Here is a 20,713-nt window from a genome sequence, read left to right on the forward strand (position 1 = left end):
GTTCGACACCATCGAATTCTTCTCAGGCCCCGCTTTCCGAATGGGAGACGCGGATTTGGACGCCCGAATCACCCCGATCGAACGCGCCGCGTCGATCCACGGCCTGCTCGACGAAGCCGCGGCCGAGACGCCCGACGCGTCCGCCGTCCGCGACCCGGTCGGCACGCTGACCTACCGCCGGCTGCACGCGCTGAGCCACGCCTTCGCCCGGTGGTTGCACGACCAGGGGCTGCGCCGCGGCGACCGCCTCGTCGTGCAGCTGCCGACCCGCCGGGAACAGGTCGCGATGTTCTTCGGCGCGTCCCGCAACGGCGTGATCTTCGTGCCGCTCAACCCCGCGATGAAGCAGTACCACCTGCGTTCCGTGCTCGCCGACGCCGAGCCCGTCGCGGTGATCGGTGCGGGCGAGCAGACCGCGCAGCTGCGGGCGATCACGGACCTGCCGGTGCACGACCTGGCCGACGTGTGGCCCGAGGTCGAAGCGGCGGCCGACCAGGACGTCCGGGTGGACGTCGAGGTCGCGCCCGACGACATCGCCGTGCTCATCTACACCTCCGGCAGCACGGCCGCGCCCAAGGCCGTGATCGGACCGCACGCGCAGGTGGTGTTCGCGTCCCGGGCGCTGCAGCAGGTGCTCGGCTACCGCGCCGACGACGTGGTGTTCTGCCGCTTCCCGCTCTCCTGGGACTACGGCCTCTACAAGGTCCTGCTGACGTGCCTGGGCCGCAGCGAGATCGTGCTGGCGGGCGAGGAGTCGGACCTGTTGCTGCTGCGGCGGATGCGCGAGGTGGGCGCGACCGTCGTGCCCATCGTGCCGTCGCTCGCCACGATGATCACCACGTTGGCGCAGCGCGACGTCGAGCCGCCTCCGCCGGTCCGGCTGATCACCAACACCGGCGCCGCGCTGTCCGCGCCGACGATCGGCGCACTGCGGTCGGCGTTCCCCGGTGTCCGGGTGGTGCGCCAGTTCGGGCAGACCGAGTGCAAGCGCGTGTCGATCATGCCGCCGGAGGAGGACCGGGAGCGGCCCCAGTCGGTCGGCCTGCCCCTGCCCGGCACCACCGTGTCGATCCTCGGCCCCGACGGCGAACCCGTGCCGCAGGGCGAGGTCGGCGAGATCGTGGTGTCCGGCCCGCACGTCATGCCCGGCTACTGGCGCATGCCCGAGCTGACCGACAAGACGTTCCGACCGGTCGGCGACACCGGGCAGCGGCGGCTGCACACCGGCGACTACGGCCGCGTCGACGAGGACGGCTACCTGTACTTCGAGGGCCGCCGCGACGACATGTTCAAGCGCAAGGGCATCCGCATGAGCACGGTCGAGATCGAGGCCGCCGCCATGGACGTGCCGGGCGTGCGGACGGCCGCCGCGGTGCCGCCGGCGGGCGACCGCGACCTCGCGCTGTTCGTCGAGGGCGACGTCGACCCGCACGTGGTGCTGAAGGAACTGGCCCAGCGCCTGGAACCGGCGAAGGTGCCGGCGATCTGCCGGGTCGTGGACGACCTGCCGCTGACCATGCACGGCAAGAACGCGCGCGCCGCGCTCGCCGACCTCCTCGACCGGAGCAGATGATGACCGACGACGTCGAGCTTGCCGCCGAGTTCGGCACGCCGCTGTACGTGTACCGGCTGGACGACGTGGCCGAGGCGAGGAAGCAGCTGTTCGACGCGCTGCCCGACGAGGTCGAGCTGTTCTACGCGCTCAAGGCGAACCCGCACCCGGACCTGGTGCGGGCGCTGCGCGAGGGCGAGGGCCGCACCTGCCGGGCGGAGATCAGCTCCACCGGTGAGCTGGCCGCCGCGCTCACCGCCGGGTTCCGCGGCGAGGACTGCCTCTACACCGGCCCCGGCAAGACCCGCGGCGAGCTGGACGAGGCGATCGCCCAGGGCGTGCGGCTGTTCTCCACCGACTCGGTGACCGACGTGCGGCACGTCGGCGAGGCCGCTCGCGCGCGGGGCGTCGAAGTGGACTGCCTGCTGCGCGTCAACAGCGTCGCGGCCAGCGCCACCACCAGCATCCGGATGACCGGCACGCCGTCGCAGTTCGGCTTCGACAGCGAGGTGCTCGCCGACGCGCTGCCGCTGCTGCGGGAGGTGGAGGGCGTGCGGATCGCGGGTTTCCACTTCTTCCCGCTCAGCAACGCCACCGACGAGGACAACCTGATCGGCGAGTTCGAGCACACGATCGAGCTCGCCGCCCGGCTGTCGGACGACCTCGACCTGCCGTTGCGCTACCTCGACATCGGCGGCGGCTTCACGGTGCCCTACGGCGCGCCGGGGGAGCGGCCCGAGTACCCGAAGCTGCGCGCCGCGCTCGAACGGGCGCTGGACCTGCACCTGCCGCGGTGGCGCACCGGTGCGCCGCGCGTCGCCTGCGAGTCGGGGCGCTACCTGGTCGGCGGCAGCGGCACGCTGGTCGCGGGCGTCACGAACGTCAAGGTCAGCCGCGGGCGCAAGTTCGTGATCACCGATGCCGGGATCAACACGTTCGGCGGCATGTCCGGTCTGGGTCGGCTGCTGCCGGTCCAGGTGCGGCCCGCCGAGGGTGACGGGCCGGTGGAGAAGGCCAGTCTCGTCGGTCCGCTGTGCACGCCGGGTGACGTCCTCGGTCGGCAGATCGACCTGCCGCCGTTGGAGTCCGGTGACGTCGTGCGCGTGCCCAACACCGGCGCGTACGGGCCGACGGCGAGCCTGCTGATGTTCCTCGGCAGGCCCGCGCCCACCGAGGTCGTGGTGCGGGGTGACGAGGTCGTCTCGGTGTCCCGCATCGAGCACCGACGGGTGCCCCGGTGACGACTCCGGACCTCCTGCCGACCGCGCCGACGGTCGTGGTGAGCGGCGTCGCGTCCGACTCGCACACGTGGAACCTGGTGTTCCTCCAGCTGCTGGTGGAAGAGCTGGGCTACCCGGTGGTGAACCTAGGGCCGTGCGTGCCGGACGAGGTGCTGGTGGAGCGGTGCCGGCACCTCCGGCCCGGGCTGGTGGTGATCGGGACCGTCAACGGCCACGGCGGCCAGGACGCCCTGCGGGTGATCGAACGGCTGCGCGGCGTCCCCGAACTGGCCGCGACGCCCGTGGTGATCGGGGGCAAGCTGGGCGTCTCCGGCGACGTGAGCCGCCACACTCCGGCCCTGCTGGCGGCGGGTTTCGACGCGGTCTTCGAGGACGGCGGCGAAGCGATCGCCGACTTCCGCCGCTTCGTGCACGCCATCCCGCCCGCCGGCCGCCCCGCCCTGTCGGGTGCGGCGCAGGGCTCGGAGGCGACGGCGTGAGGGCGCTGCTACGGCGGCCGGGACCCGGTGTCGTCAGCCCGGTCGGGTGGGCGGCGTGACGTCCGTCGGGCCGTCGGCCGGCGAAGGCGTCGTCGGGCGGACCACCGGCGCGATGGGCACCCGGCCGGTCGGGTTCGGTGAGTTCGTGCGCACCGCCGCCCGGCGCGACGGCCTGGTCGTGCAGCCGCGCATGGGGTTCGACTCGCCCGAGCGGATGCGCGCCGGGCTCATGGCCACCAAGCACGCCCGCGCCACCACCGTCGGCACCATCACGCTCGACAGCTACACCCGCGTCGGCGACCTCGCCGCGGCCGAGACGGCGCTCGCCGACGGCATGCCGCTCAACGGCTACCCGATCGTGACGCACCTCCCCGAGACCACGGCCGGAGTCCTGGACGGACTCCGCGACGACGACTTCCCGGTCCAGGTGCGACACGGCTCGGCCGTGCCGGGTGACATCGTGTCCGCCCTGGTGCGCCTGCGGATCGACGCCACCGAGGGCGGTCCGGTCTCGTACTGCCTGCCCTACGGCCGCACACCGCTCGCCGAGTCCGTGCGCAACTGGGCCGACGCCGCCACCAGGTTCACCGCGCTGCGGGACTTCGGCGTCGAACCGCACGTGGAGACCTTCGGCGGCTGCATGCTCGGCCAGCTGTGCCCGCCGAGCCAACTCGTGGCGATCAGCGTGCTGGAGGCGTTGTTCTTCGCCGCCAACGGCATCCGCAGCATCTCCGTCAGCTACGCCCAGCAGACCAACCACGAGCAGGACGTCGAGGCCGTGGCCGCGTTGCGCCGGCTGTGCGGCGAACTGCTGCGGGTCGCCGACTGGCACGTGGTGGTCTACGCCTACATGGGCGCCTACCCCACCACGCCCGCGGGCGCGTACCGGCTGCTCGGCAAGGCCGCTGAACTCGCCGTGACCACCGGGTCCGAACGCCTCATCGTCAAGACCGTCGCGGAGTCCCGGCGCATCCCCACCATCGCGGAGAACGTGGCGGCGCTCGAACACGCAGCCGCCGCGGCGCGTGCGGGCACCGCCGGACCCGCGCCCCAGGACAGCCAGACCTATGCCGAGGCACGGGCGCTGGTCGACGCGGTGCTCGACCTCGCGGGCGACGTCGGCACGGCCCTGCTGCGCGCGTTCGAGCGGGGTTACCTCGACATCCCCTACTGCCTGCACCCGGACAACGCGGGCCGCACCCGCAGCCACCTCGACGCGCGCGGTCGGCTGTGCTGGTCGGACCTGGGCAACCTGCCCCTGCGCCACCTCGTGGCGCCCACCGGCGGGCGGCACGTGACGTCCTCGGGCCTGCTTGCCGACCTGTCGTACGTGCGCCGCGCCTACGACGGCGAGCCGGAGCTCCCCGGGCTCCCCGACCACCACCCCGTATCCCTGCCCACGAGCCCGGAGCGCTAGGTCAGGGGTCGGCTAGGGGCGTGCCGGGGCGGTCGTCCCTGTTTTCGTGCAACGAGCGTGCGACGGCGAATGCGTGGAGAGTGCAGATGAACGAGTCCGAGTTGACCGCGTCGCTGGCGGAGCTTTCCGCACCCGAGCAGACCAGGGTCCTGGTCGAGCTCGTCCGCCGGCACGCCCTGGCGGCGTTGCGACAGGTGCGGCCGGGCGAGCCGGTGTCCGTGCGGGACGCGGTGGCGTTCCGCGACCTGGGTCTCGACTCGCTCGCGCTGGTCGACCTGCACACGCGGATCAACGCCGCCACCGGCCTCGCGCTGCCACCCACCGTGGCCTTCGACCACCCCACGCCCGCGCTGCTCGCCGAGCACCTGCGCGCGCAACTGCTCGGCCTCGCGCCCGCGACGATCGCGCCGGTCGCGACCCGCTCGGCCGACGACGCGGACGACCCGATCGCGATCGTCGGCATCGGCTGCCGCTTCCCCGGCGGCGTGCACGACCCGGAAGCCCTGTGGTCCCTGGTGGACGAGGGCCGCGACGTGCTCGGGCCGTTCCCCGCGGACCGCGGCTGGGCGCTCGACGACTACTTCGACGCAGACCCCGACGCGCCCCGCAAGAGCTACGTCGACCGGGGCGGCTTCCTCGACACCGCCGCGCTGTTCGACGCGGACTTCTTCGGCATCAGCCCCCGCGAGGCGGTGGCGATGGACCCGCAGCAGCGCCTGGTGCTGGAGACGGCCTGGGAGGCGTTGGAGCGCACCGGCATCGACCCGACCTCGTTGCGCGGCAGCCGCACCGGCGTGTTCGTCGGCGCGGAGGTGCACGACTACGGCGTCCACGTGCACGAGGCGCCCGAAGGCCTCGACGGCTACCTCATGACGGGCAACGCGCCCAGCGTGGTGTCCGGCCGCGTCGCCTACGTGCTCGGCCTGGAAGGGCCCGCCGTCACCGTCGACACGGCGTGCTCCGGTTCCATCGTGTCGCTGCACCTCGCGGCCAACGCGCTGCGCCGGCACGAGTGCACGCTCGCGCTCGTCGGCGGCGTCGCGGTGATGGGCAGCCCCGGCATGTTCACGGCGTTCAGCCGACAGCGCGGCCTGGCCCCGGACGGCCGGGTGAAGGCGTTCGCCGCCGCCGCGGACGGCACCGGCTTCGCCGAGGGCGTCGGCCTGCTCGTCGTGGAGCGGCTGTCCGACGCCCGCCGCAACGGCCACCCCGTGCTGGCGCTCCTGCGCGGCTCGTCGGTCAACTCCGACGGCGCGAGCAACGGCCTCACCGCGCCGAGCGGCACGTCCCAGCAGCGGTTGATCCGGCAGGCGCTGGCCGAGGCGGGCCTCACCGCGGCGGACGTGGACGCGGTGGACGCCCACGGCACCGGCACCCGGCTCGGCGACCCGATCGAGGCGCAGGCGATCCTGGCCACCTACGGGCAGGACCGGCCCGAGGGCCGTCCGCTGTGGCTGGGCTCGGTCAAGTCCAACCTCGGGCACACCCAGGCCGCGGGCGGCGTCGCCAGCGTGATCAAGATGGTCCTGGCGATGCGCCACGGCGTGCTGCCGCGCACCCTGCACGTCGACGCGCCCTCGCCCAACGTCACGTGGTCCGCGGGTGAGGTGCGGCTGCTGACCGAACCGGTGGCGTGGCCGCGCGGCGAACGGCCGCGGCGCGCCGGCGTGTCCGCGTTCGGCATCAGCGGCACCAACGCGCACGTGATCATCGAGGAGCCGCCGGCGGACGACGCCGACGCGGTGCCGCGCGACGTCCGGCCGCGCCAGGTGACGCCGGTCGTGGTGTCCGCACGCGGTGAGCAGGCGCTGCGCGCCCAGGCGGAACGGCTGCTCGACGCCGACGCCGAGCCCGCCGACCTCGGCTTCTCGGTGGCCACCACGCGGGCCGCGCTCGTCGACCGCGCCGTGGTGGTGGCCGCGGACCGCGACGAGCTGCGCCGCGGGCTGCGCGCCATCGCGGCCGGTGAGCCCGCGTCCGACGTGCTCGTCGGCTCCGCCCGCACCGGCGGCCTCGCGTTCATGTTCACCGGCCAGGGCAGCCAGCGCCCCGACATGGGCGCCCAGCTCTACCGCGACTTCCCCGTCTTCGCCAAGGCGCGCGACGAGGCGATCGGCTACCTCGACCTCCAGCTGGCGACCTCGCTGTGGGACGTGCTGCACGCCGAGCCGGGCACGCCGACCGCCGAACTCGTCCACCGCACCGAGTACGCGCAGCCGGCGCTGTTCGCCGTCGAGGTCGCGCTGTTCCGGCTGCTGGAGTCCTGGGGCCTGCGCCCCGACCACCTCATCGGCCACTCCGTCGGCGAGCTGGCCGCCGCGCACGTCGCGGGCGTGCTGTCGCTGGCCGACGCCGCCCTGCTGGTCGCCGCGCGCGGCCGGCTCATGGGCGAGCTGCCCGGCGTGGGTGCGATGGTGGCGCTGGAGGCCACCGAGGACGAAGTCCTGCCGCTGCTGGCCGACGACGTGGACATCGCCGCGCTCAACGGCGTCCGGTCCACCGTGGTGTCGGGCGAGGAGAACGGTGTCGCGCTCGTCGCCGCCCACTTCGCGGGCCTGGGCAGGCGCACGAAGCAGCTGCGGGTGTCGCACGCGTTCCACTCGCCGCTCATGGCCCCGATGCTGGCGGAGTTCCGCCGGCTCGCGCAGGTCGTCACGTACTCCCGGCCGCGCGTCCCGATCGTCTCGACGCTGACCGGCGCGCCCGTCACCGCCGCCACCCTGGCCTCGCCGGACCACTGGACGGAGCACGTGCGCCGCCCCGTGCGGTTCCTCGACGGCGTGCGGCACCTGGTGGAGCAGGGCGTGAGCACGTTCGTCGAGCTGGGCCCCGACGCCGTGCTGTCGGCCATGGTCCCCGACTGCGTGGACGCCACCGACCTCGCCACCGCGCCGGTGCTGCGCCGCGGTCACGACGAGGAGCGGTCCCTGGTGTCGGCCGTCGCGCTCGCCCACGCCCGCGGCGGCGAGGTGGACTGGCGCGCGTTCTACGCCGACCGCGGCGCCCGGCAGGTCGAGCTGCCCACGTACCCGTTCCAGCGGCAGCGCTTCTGGCTCACCGCGCCGCGCGCCGTCGACGCCGCGCCCGGCCAGTCCGCGGTCCGGCACCCGTTGCTCGGCGCGGCCGTGGGCGTGGCCGGTTCCGACGGCGTGGTGCTGACCGGCGGGGTGTCGCTGCGCAGCCACCCGTGGCTGGCCGACCACGCGATCGGCGGCAGCGCCCTGCTGCCCGGCACCGCCTACCTCGAACTCGCCCTGCGCGCCGGCCGGGAGGTCGGCTGCGCGGCCGTCGAGGAGCTGACCATGGCCGCGCCGCTGGCCCTGCCCGCGGCCGGCGCGGTGGCGCTGCAAGCCGTCGTCGGGGCGGCGGACGCTGACGGCAGGCGCGAGGTCGAGCTGTACTCGCGGGCCGAGGGCGCGGACCTCGACGAGGCGTGGACCAAGCACGCGAACGGCGTCCTCGTGCCGACCGCCGAGGTCGTGCCCGTCGACTTGACGGAGTGGCCGCCCGCCGGCGCGGAACCCGTGGACGTCTCCGGGATCTACGACGAGCTGGCCGACCAGGGCTACGGCTACGGCCCGGCGTTCCAGGGCCTGCGCGCCGCGTGGCGGCTGGGTTCGGCGGTGTTCGCCGAGGTCGCCCTGCCCGAGGGCGTGGACGGCGCGGCGTTCGGCCTGCACCCCGCGCTGCTCGACGCCGCGCTGCACGCCACCGACCTCGCGTGGCCGGCCTCGGCGACCGGCACGACCCGGCTGCCGTTCGGGTGGGGTGGGGTCGTGCCGCACGCCGCCGGCGCGTCCGCGCTGCGCGTGCGGATCACCGCGACGGGTGACGACGAGGCCCGCCTCGACCTCGCCGACGGCGACGGCGTGCCCGTCGCGTCGATCGGCTCGTACCTGGTGCGGCCGGTGTCGGAGGAGCAGCTGCGCGCCGCCCGCGCCGGCCGCCCGGCCTCGCTGCACCGGGTGGCGTGGACGCCGCTCGCGGTCGTGCCGGATCCCGTGCGCGCGGACTTCGCCGTGGCACGGGTGGAGCCGGTGGACGGCGACGTGCCGGACGCGGTGCGCGCGGTCGCCGGTGCGGTGCTCGACCGGGTGCGCGAGTGGACGGCCGGCGGTGGGGACTCCCCGCTGGTGATCGTGACGCGCGGCGCGGTGCCGGTCGACGGCGAAGCGCCCGACCTGCGGCTCGCGCCGGTGTGGGGCCTGGTGCGGTCGGCGCAGGCCGAGCACCCCGGCCGGTTCGTGCTCGCGGACCTCGACGGCTCGCCCGAGTCCGATCGTGCGCTGGCGGCGGCGGTGGCGACCGGTGAGCCGGAGTTCGCGCTGAGGGACGGCAAGGTCCTCGTGCCGAGGCTGGCGGCCGCGCCCGCCACACCGCCGGGCACCCTCGACACGGCCACCCCACCGCCCTCGGACACCGCCGGCACTGTCGTCGACACCGCCGGCACCGTGCTGGTCACCGGCGGCACGGGCGGTGTCGGGGCGCACGTCGCGCGGCACCTCGTGACCGCGCACGGCGTTCGCCACCTGCTCCTCGTCGGCAGGCGCGGTGCCGACGCGCCCGGTGCGGCGAGCCTCAGCGACGAGCTGACCGCACTGGGCGCGCACGTCACCGTCGCCGCGTGCGACCTGGCCGACCGCGAAGCCACCCGCGCCCTCCTCGACGGCATCGACCCCGCCCACCCCCTCACCGCGATCGTGCACGCGGCCGGTGTGCTGGACGACTGCCTCGTCGGCGAGCTGACCCCCGAGCGGCTCGACGCCGTGCTGCGGCCCAAGGTCGACGCGGCCTGGCACCTGCACGAGCTGGCCGGCGACCTCGCCGCCTTCGTGCTGTTCTCCTCCACCGCCACGCTGTTCGACGCACCGGGCCAGGCCGGCTACGCCGCGGCGAACGTCTTCCTCGACGCGCTGGCCGCCCACCGCCGCGCGGCCGGCTCCACCGCCACCTCGCTGGCCTGGGGCCTGTGGACCGACACCGGCATGGGCGCGGGCCTGGACGACGCGGCCCTGCGGCGCATCGCGCGCTCCGGCCTCGAACCCCTCTCCGCCGCCGAGAACCTGGAACTGCTCGACCTCGCGCTCGGCAGCGCCGAACCGACCCTCGTGCCCACCCGCGTCGACACCCGGGGCCTGCGCAAGCGCCCGGACGACGTGCCGCCGATGCTGCGCGGCCTCGTGCCGACCCCGGCCCGCCGCCCCGCCGTCGCCGACGCGCCGGGGTCGAAGTACGCGGCGCTGCCCGAGGCGAAGCGGCAGGACGCGCTGCTCGCCCTCGTGCGCGCCACCACCGCGGACGTGTTGGGGCACACCGGTTCCGACGCGATCGGCGCGACCCGCGCGTTCAGCGAGCTCGGGTTCGACTCGCTGTCCGCGGTCGAGCTGCGCAACCGGCTGGGCGCGGCCACCGGCCTGCGCCTGACCGCCACCCTCACGTTCGACTTCCCCACCCCGGCCGCGCTCGCCGGACACCTCGCGGAGCTGGTGCGCGGCACGGCGGCGGCCCGCCCCCAGGTCGCCGCACCCGCGCCCGAGGCGTCGGTGGACGAGCCGATCGCCATCGTCGGCATGGCCTGCCGCTACCCCGGTGGGGTGGCCTCGCCGGAGGACCTGTGGCGGTTGGTGTCCGGCGGCGCGGACGCCATCTCGGTGTTCCCCGGCGACCGCGGCTGGCCGGACGACCTCTACGACCCGGAACGCGCCCGCACGGGCACCAGCGCCGCGCGCGAAGGCGGGTTCCTCTACGACGCGGCCGAGTTCGACGCGGACTTCTTCGGCATCAGCCCGCGCGAGGCGCAGGCCATGGACCCCCAGCAGCGGCTGCTGCTGGAGACCGCGTGGGAGACCGTCGAACGCGCCGGCATCGACCCGGTGTCGTTGCGGGGCAGCGACACCGGTGTGTTCGCGGGCGTGATGTACCACGACTGGGGCCTGCGCCTCGGGCCGCTGCCGGAGGAGCTCGCCGGCTACCACGGCAACGGCAGCCTGGCCAGCGTCGTGTCCGGCCGGGTCTCCTACGCCCTCGGGCTGGAAGGCCCCGCGGTCAGCATCGACACGGCGTGCTCGTCGTCGCTGGTCGCGCTGCACCTGGCCATCCAGGCGCTGCGGCGCGGTGAGTGCTCGTTGGCGCTCGCGGGCGGCGTGACCGTGATGTCCACCCCGGACACGTTCGTCGACATGACGCGCCAGGGCGGTCTCGCGCCGGACGGCCGGTGCAAGTCGTTCGCGGGCGCGGCGGACGGCACCGGCTGGAGCGAGGGCGTCGGCGTCCTGCTGGTCGAACGGCTGTCGGACGCCCGCCGCAACGGGCACCAGGTCCTGGCGGTCGTGCGGGGCTCGGCGGTGAACCAGGACGGCGCGTCCAACGGCCTCACCGCGCCCAACGGCCCGTCGCAGCAGCGGGTGATCCGCCAGGCCCTGGCCGGCGCGCAACTGTCCACTTCGGACGTCGACGTGGTAGAGGGCCACGGCACGGGCACGACGTTGGGTGACCCGATCGAGGCGCAGGCGTTGCTGGCGACCTACGGCCAGGACCGCGCTGAGGATGCCCCGTTGTGGTTGGGGTCGATCAAGTCGAACATCGGTCACACGCAGGCCGCGGCCGGTGTCGCCGGGATCATCAAGATGGTCATGGCGATGCGGCACGGGGTCCTGCCGTCCACGCTGCACGTCGACGAGCCGTCGCCGCACGTGGATTGGACCGCCGGTGGCGTCCGCCTGCTCACGGAGGCACGGGAGTGGGCGGTCGAGGACCGGCCGCGTCGGGCCGGCATCTCGTCGTTCGGGATCAGCGGCACGAACGCGCACGTGATCGTCGAGCAGGCCGTCGAGGAGCCGGTCGAGCCCGAGGTGGCCGGTGTCGAGCTGCCCGTGGTGCCGTGGGTGTTGACCGGTCGTTCGGCCGAGGCGGTGCGTGCTCAGGCCGCGCGGTTGGCGTCGTTCGTGGACGCCGACGTCCGCCCGGTGGACGTCGGGTTGTCGTTGGTGACGGCGCGGTCGGCGTTCGAGCACCGGGCCGTGGCGGTCGGTCGGGATCGTGACGAGTTGGTGCGCGCGCTGGCCGGTGTGGTGCCGGTGGCGGCGCGTGCCGGCGGTGAGACCGCGTTCCTGTTCACGGGTCAGGGTTCGCAGCGACCTGGGATGGGTCGTGAGCTCTCGGCCGCGTTCCCGGTGTTCGCCGGCGCGTTCAACGAGGTGCTGGCCGGCTTCGACCCCGTCCTGCGGGATGTGGTGTGGGGCGAGGACGCGGAACGGCTGAACCGCACGGAGTTCACGCAGCCCGCTCTGTTCGCGTTCGAGGTGGCGCTGTACCGGTTGTTGGAGTCGTGGGGCGTTCGGCCGGACTTCCTGGCCGGCCACTCGATCGGTGAGATCGCGGCCGCCCACGTCGCCGGGGTCCTGTCGCTCCCCGACGCGTGCCGGTTGGTGTCGGCCCGCGCGAGCCTGATGCAGGCGTTGCCTGAAGGCGGCGCGATGGTGGCGATCAAGGCCACCGAAGCCGACGTGCTGCCGTTGCTGACCGACGGTGTGAGCATCGCGGCGGTCAACGGGCCGGATTCCGTCGTCGTGTCGGGCGTTGAGGCCGAGGTGCTGGCGGTCGCGGCGCGGTTCGAGCAGTCGAAGCGGCTCTCGGTGTCGCACGCCTTCCACTCCACCCTCATGGACCCGATGCTGGACGACTTCCGCGCTGTCGTGGGGGAGTTGACCTTCCGGCAACCGGAGATCCCGATCGCCACGACCGGCGACGTGACGGACCCGGAGCACTGGGTGAAGCACGTCCGGGAGGCGGTCCGGTTCCACGACGCCGTGACGCACCTTCGGGACCAGGGCGTCAGCAGGTTCGTCGAGGTCGGGCCGGACGGTGTGCTCAGCGCCCTGGTGGACCACGGCATCCCGTTGCAGCGCAAGGGCCGCGACGAGGCGGTCACGGCGGTGACGGGCCTCGGCCGGTTGCACGCCGCCGGCGGCACCGTCGACTGGTCCGCGTTCTTCGCCGGCAGCAACGCCCGCAAGGTGGACCTGCCGACCTACGCGTTCCAGCGCGAGCGCTACTGGCTGGACGTGCAGCCGGGGCAGGGTGACGTCACCGCCGCGGGCCTGGACCGGGTGGACCACCCGATGCTGAGCGCCGCCGTGGTGGAGCCGGACTCCGGCGGGGTCGTCCTCACCGGCAGGCTCTCGACGGGTGTGCAGCGGTGGATCGCCGATCACGACGTGCTCGGCACGGTCCTGCTGCCGGGCACCGGTTTCGTGGAGCTGGCGCTGTGCGCCGGGCGGCAGGCCGGCTGCGGGCACGTGGACGAGCTGACCCTCGAAGTGCCGCTCGCGCTGCACGTCGGCGTGACCTTGCGCGTGGTCGTGGGTCAGGCCGAGGACGACGGCACGCGTTCGGTGCGGGTGTACTCGCGCGCCGACGGCGACGACATGCCGTGGGTGCGGCACGCGACCGGCGTGCTCGGCCCGGTGGCCGACCCGCCGACGGCGGAGCTGGTCGAGTGGCCGCCGCCGGGCGCCGCCGAGGTGCCCGTGGACGACGCCTACCGGTGGCTGGTCGACCGCGGTTACGCCTACGGCCCGGCGTTCCAGGGCCTGCGGCGCGCGTGGCGGCGCGGTGACGACGTGTTCGCCGAGGTCGCGCTGCCCGAGGAGGCCAGGCGTGACGCCGGCCGGTTCGGCTTGCACCCGGCGCTGCTCGACGCCGCGATGCACGCCGACCTGCTGGACGCGGACGGTGGCGCGGCGGGCGCGACGCTGCTGCCGTTCTCGTGGAACGGCGTGTCGCTGCACGCGTCGGGCGCGACCGACCTGCGGGTGCGGCTGCGGCGGCTGCGTGGCGAGGAGGTCACCGGGATCACCGTCGCGGACGGCTCCGGCAACCCCGTCCTGTCGGTGCGCTCGCTGGTCAGCCGCCCCGTCACGGCCGGAGAGCTCGGCCGGGCCGCGGTGTCGTCCGGTGCGCTGTGGCGGGTCGACTGGAGCCGGGTGGGCGTGCGGACCGGTGGTCCGGCCCCCGAGCACGACGTCCTCGTGGCCGCGCCAGGCTCGGGTGACGTGCCCGAGGCCACCCGAGCGGTCGTCGTCGACGTCCTCGACGCGCTGCGGACGTGGCTGGCCGACGACCGCACCACCTCCTCGACGCTCGTCGTCCGCACCACGCGGGCCGTCGCCACCTCGGGTGACGACGCGATCGACGTGACGCAGGCCCCCGTGTGGGGTCTGGTGCGCGCCGCCCAGGCCGAACACCCGGGCCGCGTCGTGCTGGTGGACGACGACGGCACGGCGTCGGCCGAGCTGGTGGCGTCCGCGGTCGCCCTGGGTGAGCCGGAGATCGCCTTGCGGGCGGGTGAAGCGCTGGTGCCGAGGCTGGTCGCCGCGGCGCCCGCGACCGCCGACCCCTCCGCCGCCTGGCAGGGCTCGGTGCTCGTCACCGGCGGCCTCACCGGGCTCGGCGCGATCCTCGCCCGGCACCTCGTCACCGAGCACGGCGCGCGGCGGCTCGTGCTCACCGGCCGCCGCGGCGCGGAGACGCCCGGCGCCGACGACCTGCGGTCCGAGCTGACCGGGCTCGGCGCGGACGTGCGGGTCGAGGCGTGCGACGTCACCGACCGCGCCGCCGTCGCCGCCCTGCTCGACCGGATCACCGCGGACCACCCGCTGACCGCCGTCGTGCACGCGGCGGGCGTGGCCGACAACGCGCTGGTCGGCGACCTGACCGCGGCGCGGACGGACGCCGTGCTGCGGCCCAAGGTGGACGGCGCGTGGCACCTGCACGAGCTGACCCGCGACCTGAAGGCGTTCGTGCTGCTCTCCTCGGCGGGCGGCACCGTGCTGGCCGCCGGGCAGGGCAACTACGCCGCCGCCAACGTGTTCCTGGACGCCCTGGCGGCCCACCGCGCCGCGGCCGGCCTGCCCGCCGCGTCCCTCGGGTTCGGCATGTGGGCGGTCGACACCGGGCTGGGCGGTCCGCTCGCGGACGCCGACCTGGACCGGATGGCACGGCTCGGCACGCCCGCGATGGCCGTCGAGGACGCCCTCGCGCTGTTCGACAGCGCCCTCGCGACCGGTGACCCGGTGGTGACGCCGATGCCGGTCGACCGGGCGGCGTTGCGCGCGCGGTCCGACGAGCTGCCCGCGTTGCTGCGCGGCCTCGCCGGTCGGCCGGTGCGCGCGGGCCGGGCGTCCGACGACCGGTTCGCCGGGCTGTCCGGCGCGGAGCGGCTGCGGGCCGTGCTCGACGTGGTGCGGTCGTGCGCGGCGGCGGTGCTGGGCCACGCGAGCCCGAACGCGATCGACGCCGACCGGCCGTTCCGGGACCTCGGCGTGGACTCGCTCGCGGCGGTCGAGCTGCGCAACGCGCTCACCGCGGCGACCGGCGTGCGGCTGCCCGCGACGCTGGTGTTCGACCACCCGACGGCCCGCGCGGTCGCGGCGCTGATCGACGGCTCCCTCACGACGACCGCCGCCGCCGTCGCACCGCCTCCGGTCACCACGTCCGCCGTCGCGGACGACCCCGTCGTGATCGTCGGCATCAGCTGCCGCTTCCCCGGTGGCGTGCGCGACGCCGAGGACCTGTGGCGGCTGGTGGCCGAGGGCCGGGACGCGGTCGGCGGCTTCCCCACCGACCGCGGCTGGGACGTCGACGGCATCTTCGACCCGGAACCGGGGCAGCCGGGCCGCACGTACGTCCGCGAGGGCGGGTTCCTGCACGACGCGGCGGAGTTCGACCCCGAGTTCTTCGGCATCATGCCGCGCGAGGCGCTGGCCATGGACCCGCAGCAGCGGCTGCTGCTGCAGGGCTCCTGGGAGGCGTTGGAGGACGCCGGGATCGACCCGACCACGCTGCGCGGCAGCCGGACCGGCGTGTACGTCGGCGTCATGTACGGCGACTACGGCAGCCGTCCCGGCGAAGTGCCCGAGGACCTGGCCGGGTACCTCGGCAACGGCAGCGCGGGCAGCATCGCGTCCGGCCGGGTCTCCTACACCCTCGGCCTGGAAGGGCCCGCCGTCACCGTCGACACGGCGTGCTCCTCGTCGTTGGTCGCGCTGCACATGGCGGTCCAGGCGCTGCGCCAGGGCGAGATCGGGATGGCGATCGCGGGCGGCGTCACGGTGATGCCGACCCCGGACATCTTCGTGGACTTCAGCCGCCAGCGCGGGCTGTCCGCCGACGGCCGGTGCAAGGCGTTCGCCGGCGCGGCCGACGGCACCGGCTGGGCCGAGGGCATGGGCCTGCTCGTCGTGGAGCGGCTGTCCGACGCCCGCCGCCACGGCCACCGGGTGCTCGCGGTCGTGCGCGGGTCGGCGATCAACCAGGACGGCGCGTCCAACGGGTTGACCGCGCCCAACGGCCCCTCGCAGCAACGCGTGATCCGGCAGGCGCTGGCGAGCGCCGGTCTGTCCACTTCGGACGTCGACGTGGTCGAGGGCCACGGCACCGGCACGCGGCTCGGCGACCCGATCGAGGCGCAGGCGCTGCTCGCCACCTACGGCCAGGACCGGACGCCGGACCGGCCGCTGTGGCTCGGCTCGGTCAAGTCGAACATCGGCCACGCGCAGGCGGCGGCCGGTGTGAGCGGCGTGATCAAGATGGTGATGGCGATGAGGCGGGGCGTGCTGCCCCGGACCCTGCACGTGGACGAGCCGTCGCCGCAGGTCGACTGGACCGAGGGCGACGTGCGGCTGCTGACCGAGCCGGTGGAGTGGGCCGCCGCGGGACGTCCGCGCCGCGCCGCCGTGTCCTCGTTCGGGCTCAGCGGCACGAACGCGCACGTGATCCTCGAGCAGGCGCCGGACGAGCCGGTGGTGGAGCCGGCGTCCGACGAGCGGGAACCCGACGCCGGTCTCGTGCCGCTGGTGCTCTCGGCAGCGGCGGAGAGCCGGTTGCCCGAGCAGGCGGCCAGGCTGAAGGCGTGGTTGGAGGCCGACCCCGACGTGAGCCTGCTCGACGTCGGCTACTCCCTGGCCACCGGGCGGGCCGCGTTGAAGCACCGCGCGGTCGTGCTGGGCGCGAGCCGGGACGAGGTGCTGCGCGACCTCGCCGACCTCTCCACGGGCGCGGTCGCCGGCGGCGCGGTCGTCACCGGGGCAGCCGCGGGCGACGGCCTCACCGCGTTCCTGTTCTCCGGGCAGGGCGCCCAACGCGCCGGGATGGGCCGCGAGCTGTACGAGGCGCACCCTGTGTTCGCCGAGGCCCTGGACGAGGTGTGCGCGCACCTCGACCCGCTGCTCGGCCGCTCGCTGCGCGACCTGATGTTCGACCAGGACAGCACCGACCTCGACCAGACCCGGTTCACCCAGACCGGCCTGTTCGCGTTCGAGGTCGCACTGTTCCGCCTGGTCGAGTCGCTGGGCGTCACGCCGGACGTGCTGCTCGGCCACTCCATCGGCGAACTGGTCGCCGCGCACGTCTCGGGCGTCCTGTCGCTCGCCGACGCCTGCACGCTGGTCGCCGCCCGCGGCCGGCTCATGCAGGCGCTGCCCGCCGGCGGCGCGATGGCCGCGGTGCGCGCGACCGAGGACCAGGTCGTGCCGCTGCTCACCGAGGGCGTCGGCATCGCCGCCCTGAACGGTCCCGAGTCCGTGGTGGTCTCGGGCGTCGCCGAGGAGGTCCGGGCCGTCACCGCCCACTTCCGCGGCACGGAGCTGCGCGTCTCCCACGCCTTCCACTCGCCGTTGATGGAACCGGTGCTCGCGGAGTTCCGGGAGGTCGCCGCCGGCCTCGACTACGGCACGCCGCGGCTGCGCGTCGTGTCCAACCTGACCGGCGGGTTCGCCACCGCGGCCGACCTGGGCTCGCCCGACTACTGGGTGCGCCACGTCCGCGAGGCCGTGCGGTTCGCCGACGGGATGCGCGCGCTCGCCGACGCCGGGGTCACCCGGTTCCTGGAGCTGGGCCCGACCGGCGTGCTCACCGCGCTGGCCGACGCCTGCCTGGACGACGCGCCCGCCGTGCTGGCGCCCGCCGTCCGCAAGGACCGGCCCGAACCCGAGGCCCTGCTCACCGCGCTGGCCGGGCTGCACGTCACGGCCGGCGGCCCCGACTGGTCGGCCTACTTCGCCGGGCGCGGCGCGCGGCGCACCGACCTGCCCACGTACGCGTTCGAGCGACGGAGGTTCTGGCTCGACATGGCACCCGCGAACACCGGCGTCACCGGCGCCGGCCAGGTGGACGCCGACCACCCGCTGCTCACCGCGGTCGTGGTGGCGCCCGAGTCCGGTGGCGTCACGCTGACCGGGCGGCTGGCGCTGGACACCCACGCCTGGCTCGCCGACCACGACGTCCTCGGCACCGTGCTGCTGCCCGGCACCGCGTACGTCGAACTGGCCGTGCGCGCGGGCGAGGAGGTCGGCTGCCCCGTGGTCGAGGAGCTGACCATCGAGGCGTTGATGCCGCTGCCCCTGACCGGCGGCACCGCCGTGCAGGTCGTGGTGGAGCAGGCCGACGCGGGCGGTCGCCGGTCGTTCGCGGTGTACTCGCGGGTCGAGGACGCGCCGCCGCACGTGCGGTGGACCCGTCACGCGTCCGGTGTGCTGGCGGAGCTCGCGCAGGAGCACCCGACCCCCGAGGAGTTCGACGTCGGCCACCGCGAGTGGCCGCCCGCGGGCGCCGAGGTCGTCGACATCTCCGACGTCTACGACTACCTCACCAGCCAGGGCTACCACTACGGGCCGATGTTCCGCGGCCTCAAGCGGGTCTGGCGGCGCGACCGGGAGATCTTCGCCGAGGTCGCGCTCCCCGAGGAGGCGCGGACCGAGGCCGCCCGGTTCCGGCTGCACCCCTCGCTGCTCGACGCCGCGCTGAGCGCCACCGACTTCCTCGGCGGGCGCAAGCCGCAGGACGTCGGCGCGTCGCAGCTGCCGTTCGCGTGGACCGGCGTCACCGTCCACACCGGGGGCATCGCGCACCTGCGGGTGCGGATCAACTGGGTCGACTCCGACGCGGGTGTCGGCTCCGACGCCGTGCGCCTGGAACTCGCCGACACCACCGGCAACCCGGTGGCGACCGTGCGGTCCCTGGTGGTCCGCGCGGTGACGCCGGACCGGGTCGCCGCTGCCGCCGCCGCGTCCACCGGCACCCGGCCGCGCGAGTCGATGTTCCGGCTCGGCTGGGTCTCGCTGCCGCTCGGCGCGGCGGGTGACGCGCCGGCGGGCCGGTGGGCCGTGCTCGGCGACGTGGACCTGCCGGGCGTGCCCGCGTTCGACGACCTGGACGCGCTCGCCGCGACCGGGCCGGAGGTCGTGTGGTTCGGGTGCCCGTCGGGTGACGGCGACGTGCCCGGCTCCACGCGGCGCGTGCTGTCCGACGTGGTGGACCTGCTCAAGCGCTGGCTCGCCGACGGGCGGTTCGACCGGTCGCGGCTGGTGGTGGTGACGCGCGGCGGGGTCGACACCGACGACGTGGACCCGGCGCAGGCCGCCGTGCACGGTCTGGTGCGCGCGGCGCAGCAGGAGCACCCCGGCCGGTTCGTGCTGGTCGACGTGCTCGACGGGCGGATCACGCCGGCGCTGGTCGCACTGGACGAGCCGGAGCTGTCCGTGCGGGGCAGCGACGTGCGCGTGCCGCGGCTCGCCGAGGTGTCCACGTCCGACCCGGAGCGGGCGGCGCCGTGGGACGCCGACGGCACCGTGCTGGTGACCGGCGGCACGAGCGGCCTCGGCGCGCTGATGGCCCGCCACCTGGTGTCCGTGCACGGCGTGCGGCACCTGCTGCTCACCAGCCGCAGCGGCGCGACCGCGCCCGCCGCGGCGGCGCTGGTCGCCGAGCTGGCGGAGCTGGGCGCACGGGTCGAGGTGGCCGCGTGCGACGTGGCCGACCGCGCGGCGCTGGCCGACCTGCTGGCGGGGGTGCCCGCCGAGCACCCGTTGCGCGGTGTCGTGCACGCGGCGGGCGTCATGGACAACGCGCTGGTCGACTCGCTGGACGCGGACCGGCTGGCACGGGTGCTGCGCCCCAAGGTCGACGGCGGTTGGCACCTGCACGAGCTGACCCGTGACGCCGACCTGACCGCGTTCGTGCTGTTCTCGTCGGTGTCCGGGCTGGTGCTGGGCACCGGTCAGGCGAACTACGCCGCCGCGAACCGGTTCGTGGACGCGCTCGCGCAGCGCAGGCGCGCCGAGGGCCTGCCCGCCACGGCGCTCGCGTTCGGCCTGTGGACCACGGTGACCGGCCTGGGCGGCGGCACCGTGGACGCGGGCGCGGAGGAGCAGCGGCTGGCGGCGCTCGGCCTGCCGCCGATGTCGTCCGCCGAAGGGCTCGTGCTGTTCGACGAGGCCGTCGCGCTGGACCAGCCGGTGCTCGTGCCCATGCGCGTCGACGCCGCCGCGCTGGCCGCGTCGTCCGCACCGGTCCCGGCGATGCTGCGCGAGGTCGCCAAGCGCACGACCCCGACCCGGGTCGCCGCCGCCGCGGACCGCACGGCCACGCCCGCCGCCAAGCCCGCGCCCGTGTCGCTGGAACAGCGGTTGGCCGGCCTCCCCGACGACGAGCGGGAACGCGTGCTGCTCGACCTGGTCCGCACGCACGTCGCGGCCGTCCGGCACGACGAGCCGGAGGCGATCGACGTCGACCGGGGCTTCACCGAGATGGGCCTGGACTCCCTGGCCGCCATCGAACTGCGCAACCGGCTCCAGACGGCGACCGGCATGCGGTTGCCCGCCACGCTCATGTTCGACTACCCGAACCCGAGCGCCCTGGCCGGTTACCTGTTCGAAGAGGTGTCCGACCTGATCCCGGCCGCGACGCCCGCACCGACCGCCGCGCCCGTTCCGGTCACCCCGCCCGCCCCGGCGGCGCACGACGACGAGGCGGTCCGCCGCGCCCTCACGTCGGTCCCGGTCGACGCGCTGCGCGCCGCGGGTCTGCTCGACGCGATCCTCGCGCTGGCCGGGACGCCCGACGCGGGCCGTCCGGCCGCGCCGACCGCTTCGGACGGCCCGACCGACCAGAGCGACCTGATCAAGAACCTGGACGTGGACGACCTGGTGCGCGCCGCGCTCGCCGCGAGCGACGACGACTGAGAGTG

The 20,713-nt window shown here is 75.1% G+C and carries 5 protein-coding genes; all 5 read left to right on the forward strand.

Annotated elements, in window-relative coordinates; genetic code table 11:
• Positions 1 to 40: 40 nt before the first annotated feature.
• Positions 41 to 1,573, forward strand: coding sequence for an AMP-binding protein (locus tag LNK82_RS14900; RefSeq protein ID WP_230567569.1), 1,533 nt, complete (start codon positions 41 to 43; stop codon positions 1,571 to 1,573).
• Positions 1,573 to 2,793, forward strand: coding sequence for a type III PLP-dependent enzyme domain-containing protein (locus LNK82_RS14905; RefSeq protein ID WP_230567570.1), 1,221 nt, complete (start codon positions 1,573 to 1,575; stop codon positions 2,791 to 2,793). The genes LNK82_RS14900 and LNK82_RS14905 overlap by 1 nt, the downstream gene beginning before the upstream one ends.
• Entirely contained in the window at positions 2,790 to 3,272 is a 483-nt protein-coding gene (locus LNK82_RS14910) for a cobalamin B12-binding domain-containing protein (protein ID WP_230567571.1), read from the forward strand. The genes LNK82_RS14905 and LNK82_RS14910 overlap by 4 nt, the downstream gene beginning before the upstream one ends.
• Positions 3,273 to 3,384: 112 nt before the next feature.
• A complete protein-coding gene (locus LNK82_RS14915) occupies positions 3,385 to 4,689 on the forward strand; it encodes a methylaspartate mutase (RefSeq protein WP_230567626.1) in 1,305 nt (434 codons plus the stop codon).
• 80 nt (positions 4,690 to 4,769) lie between these two features.
• Positions 4,770 to 20,708 carry an SDR family NAD(P)-dependent oxidoreductase gene (locus tag LNK82_RS14920; RefSeq protein WP_443706257.1) on the forward strand — a complete coding sequence of 5,313 codons (15,939 nt, stop codon included), beginning with the start codon at positions 4,770 to 4,772 and terminating at the stop codon, positions 20,706 to 20,708.
• The last annotated feature ends 5 nt before the right edge of the window (positions 20,709 to 20,713 follow it).

The sequence above is a fragment of the Saccharothrix luteola genome, from assembly GCF_020859565.1.
Classification (GTDB): Bacteria; Actinomycetota; Actinomycetes; order Mycobacteriales; family Pseudonocardiaceae; genus Actinosynnema; species Actinosynnema luteola.

Excerpts from the sequence above, each read along its gene's own strand:
- LNK82_RS14900 (WP_230567569.1), top strand. The coding sequence starts at position 41 with ATGGGAGACGCGGATTTGGACGCCCGAATCACCCCGATCGAACGCGCC.
- LNK82_RS14905 (WP_230567570.1), top strand. The coding sequence starts at position 1,573 with ATGACCGACGACGTCGAGCTTGCCGCCGAGTTCGGCACGCCGCTGTAC.
- LNK82_RS14915 (WP_230567626.1), top strand. The coding sequence starts at position 3,385 with ATGGGCACCCGGCCGGTCGGGTTCGGTGAGTTCGTGCGCACCGCCGCC.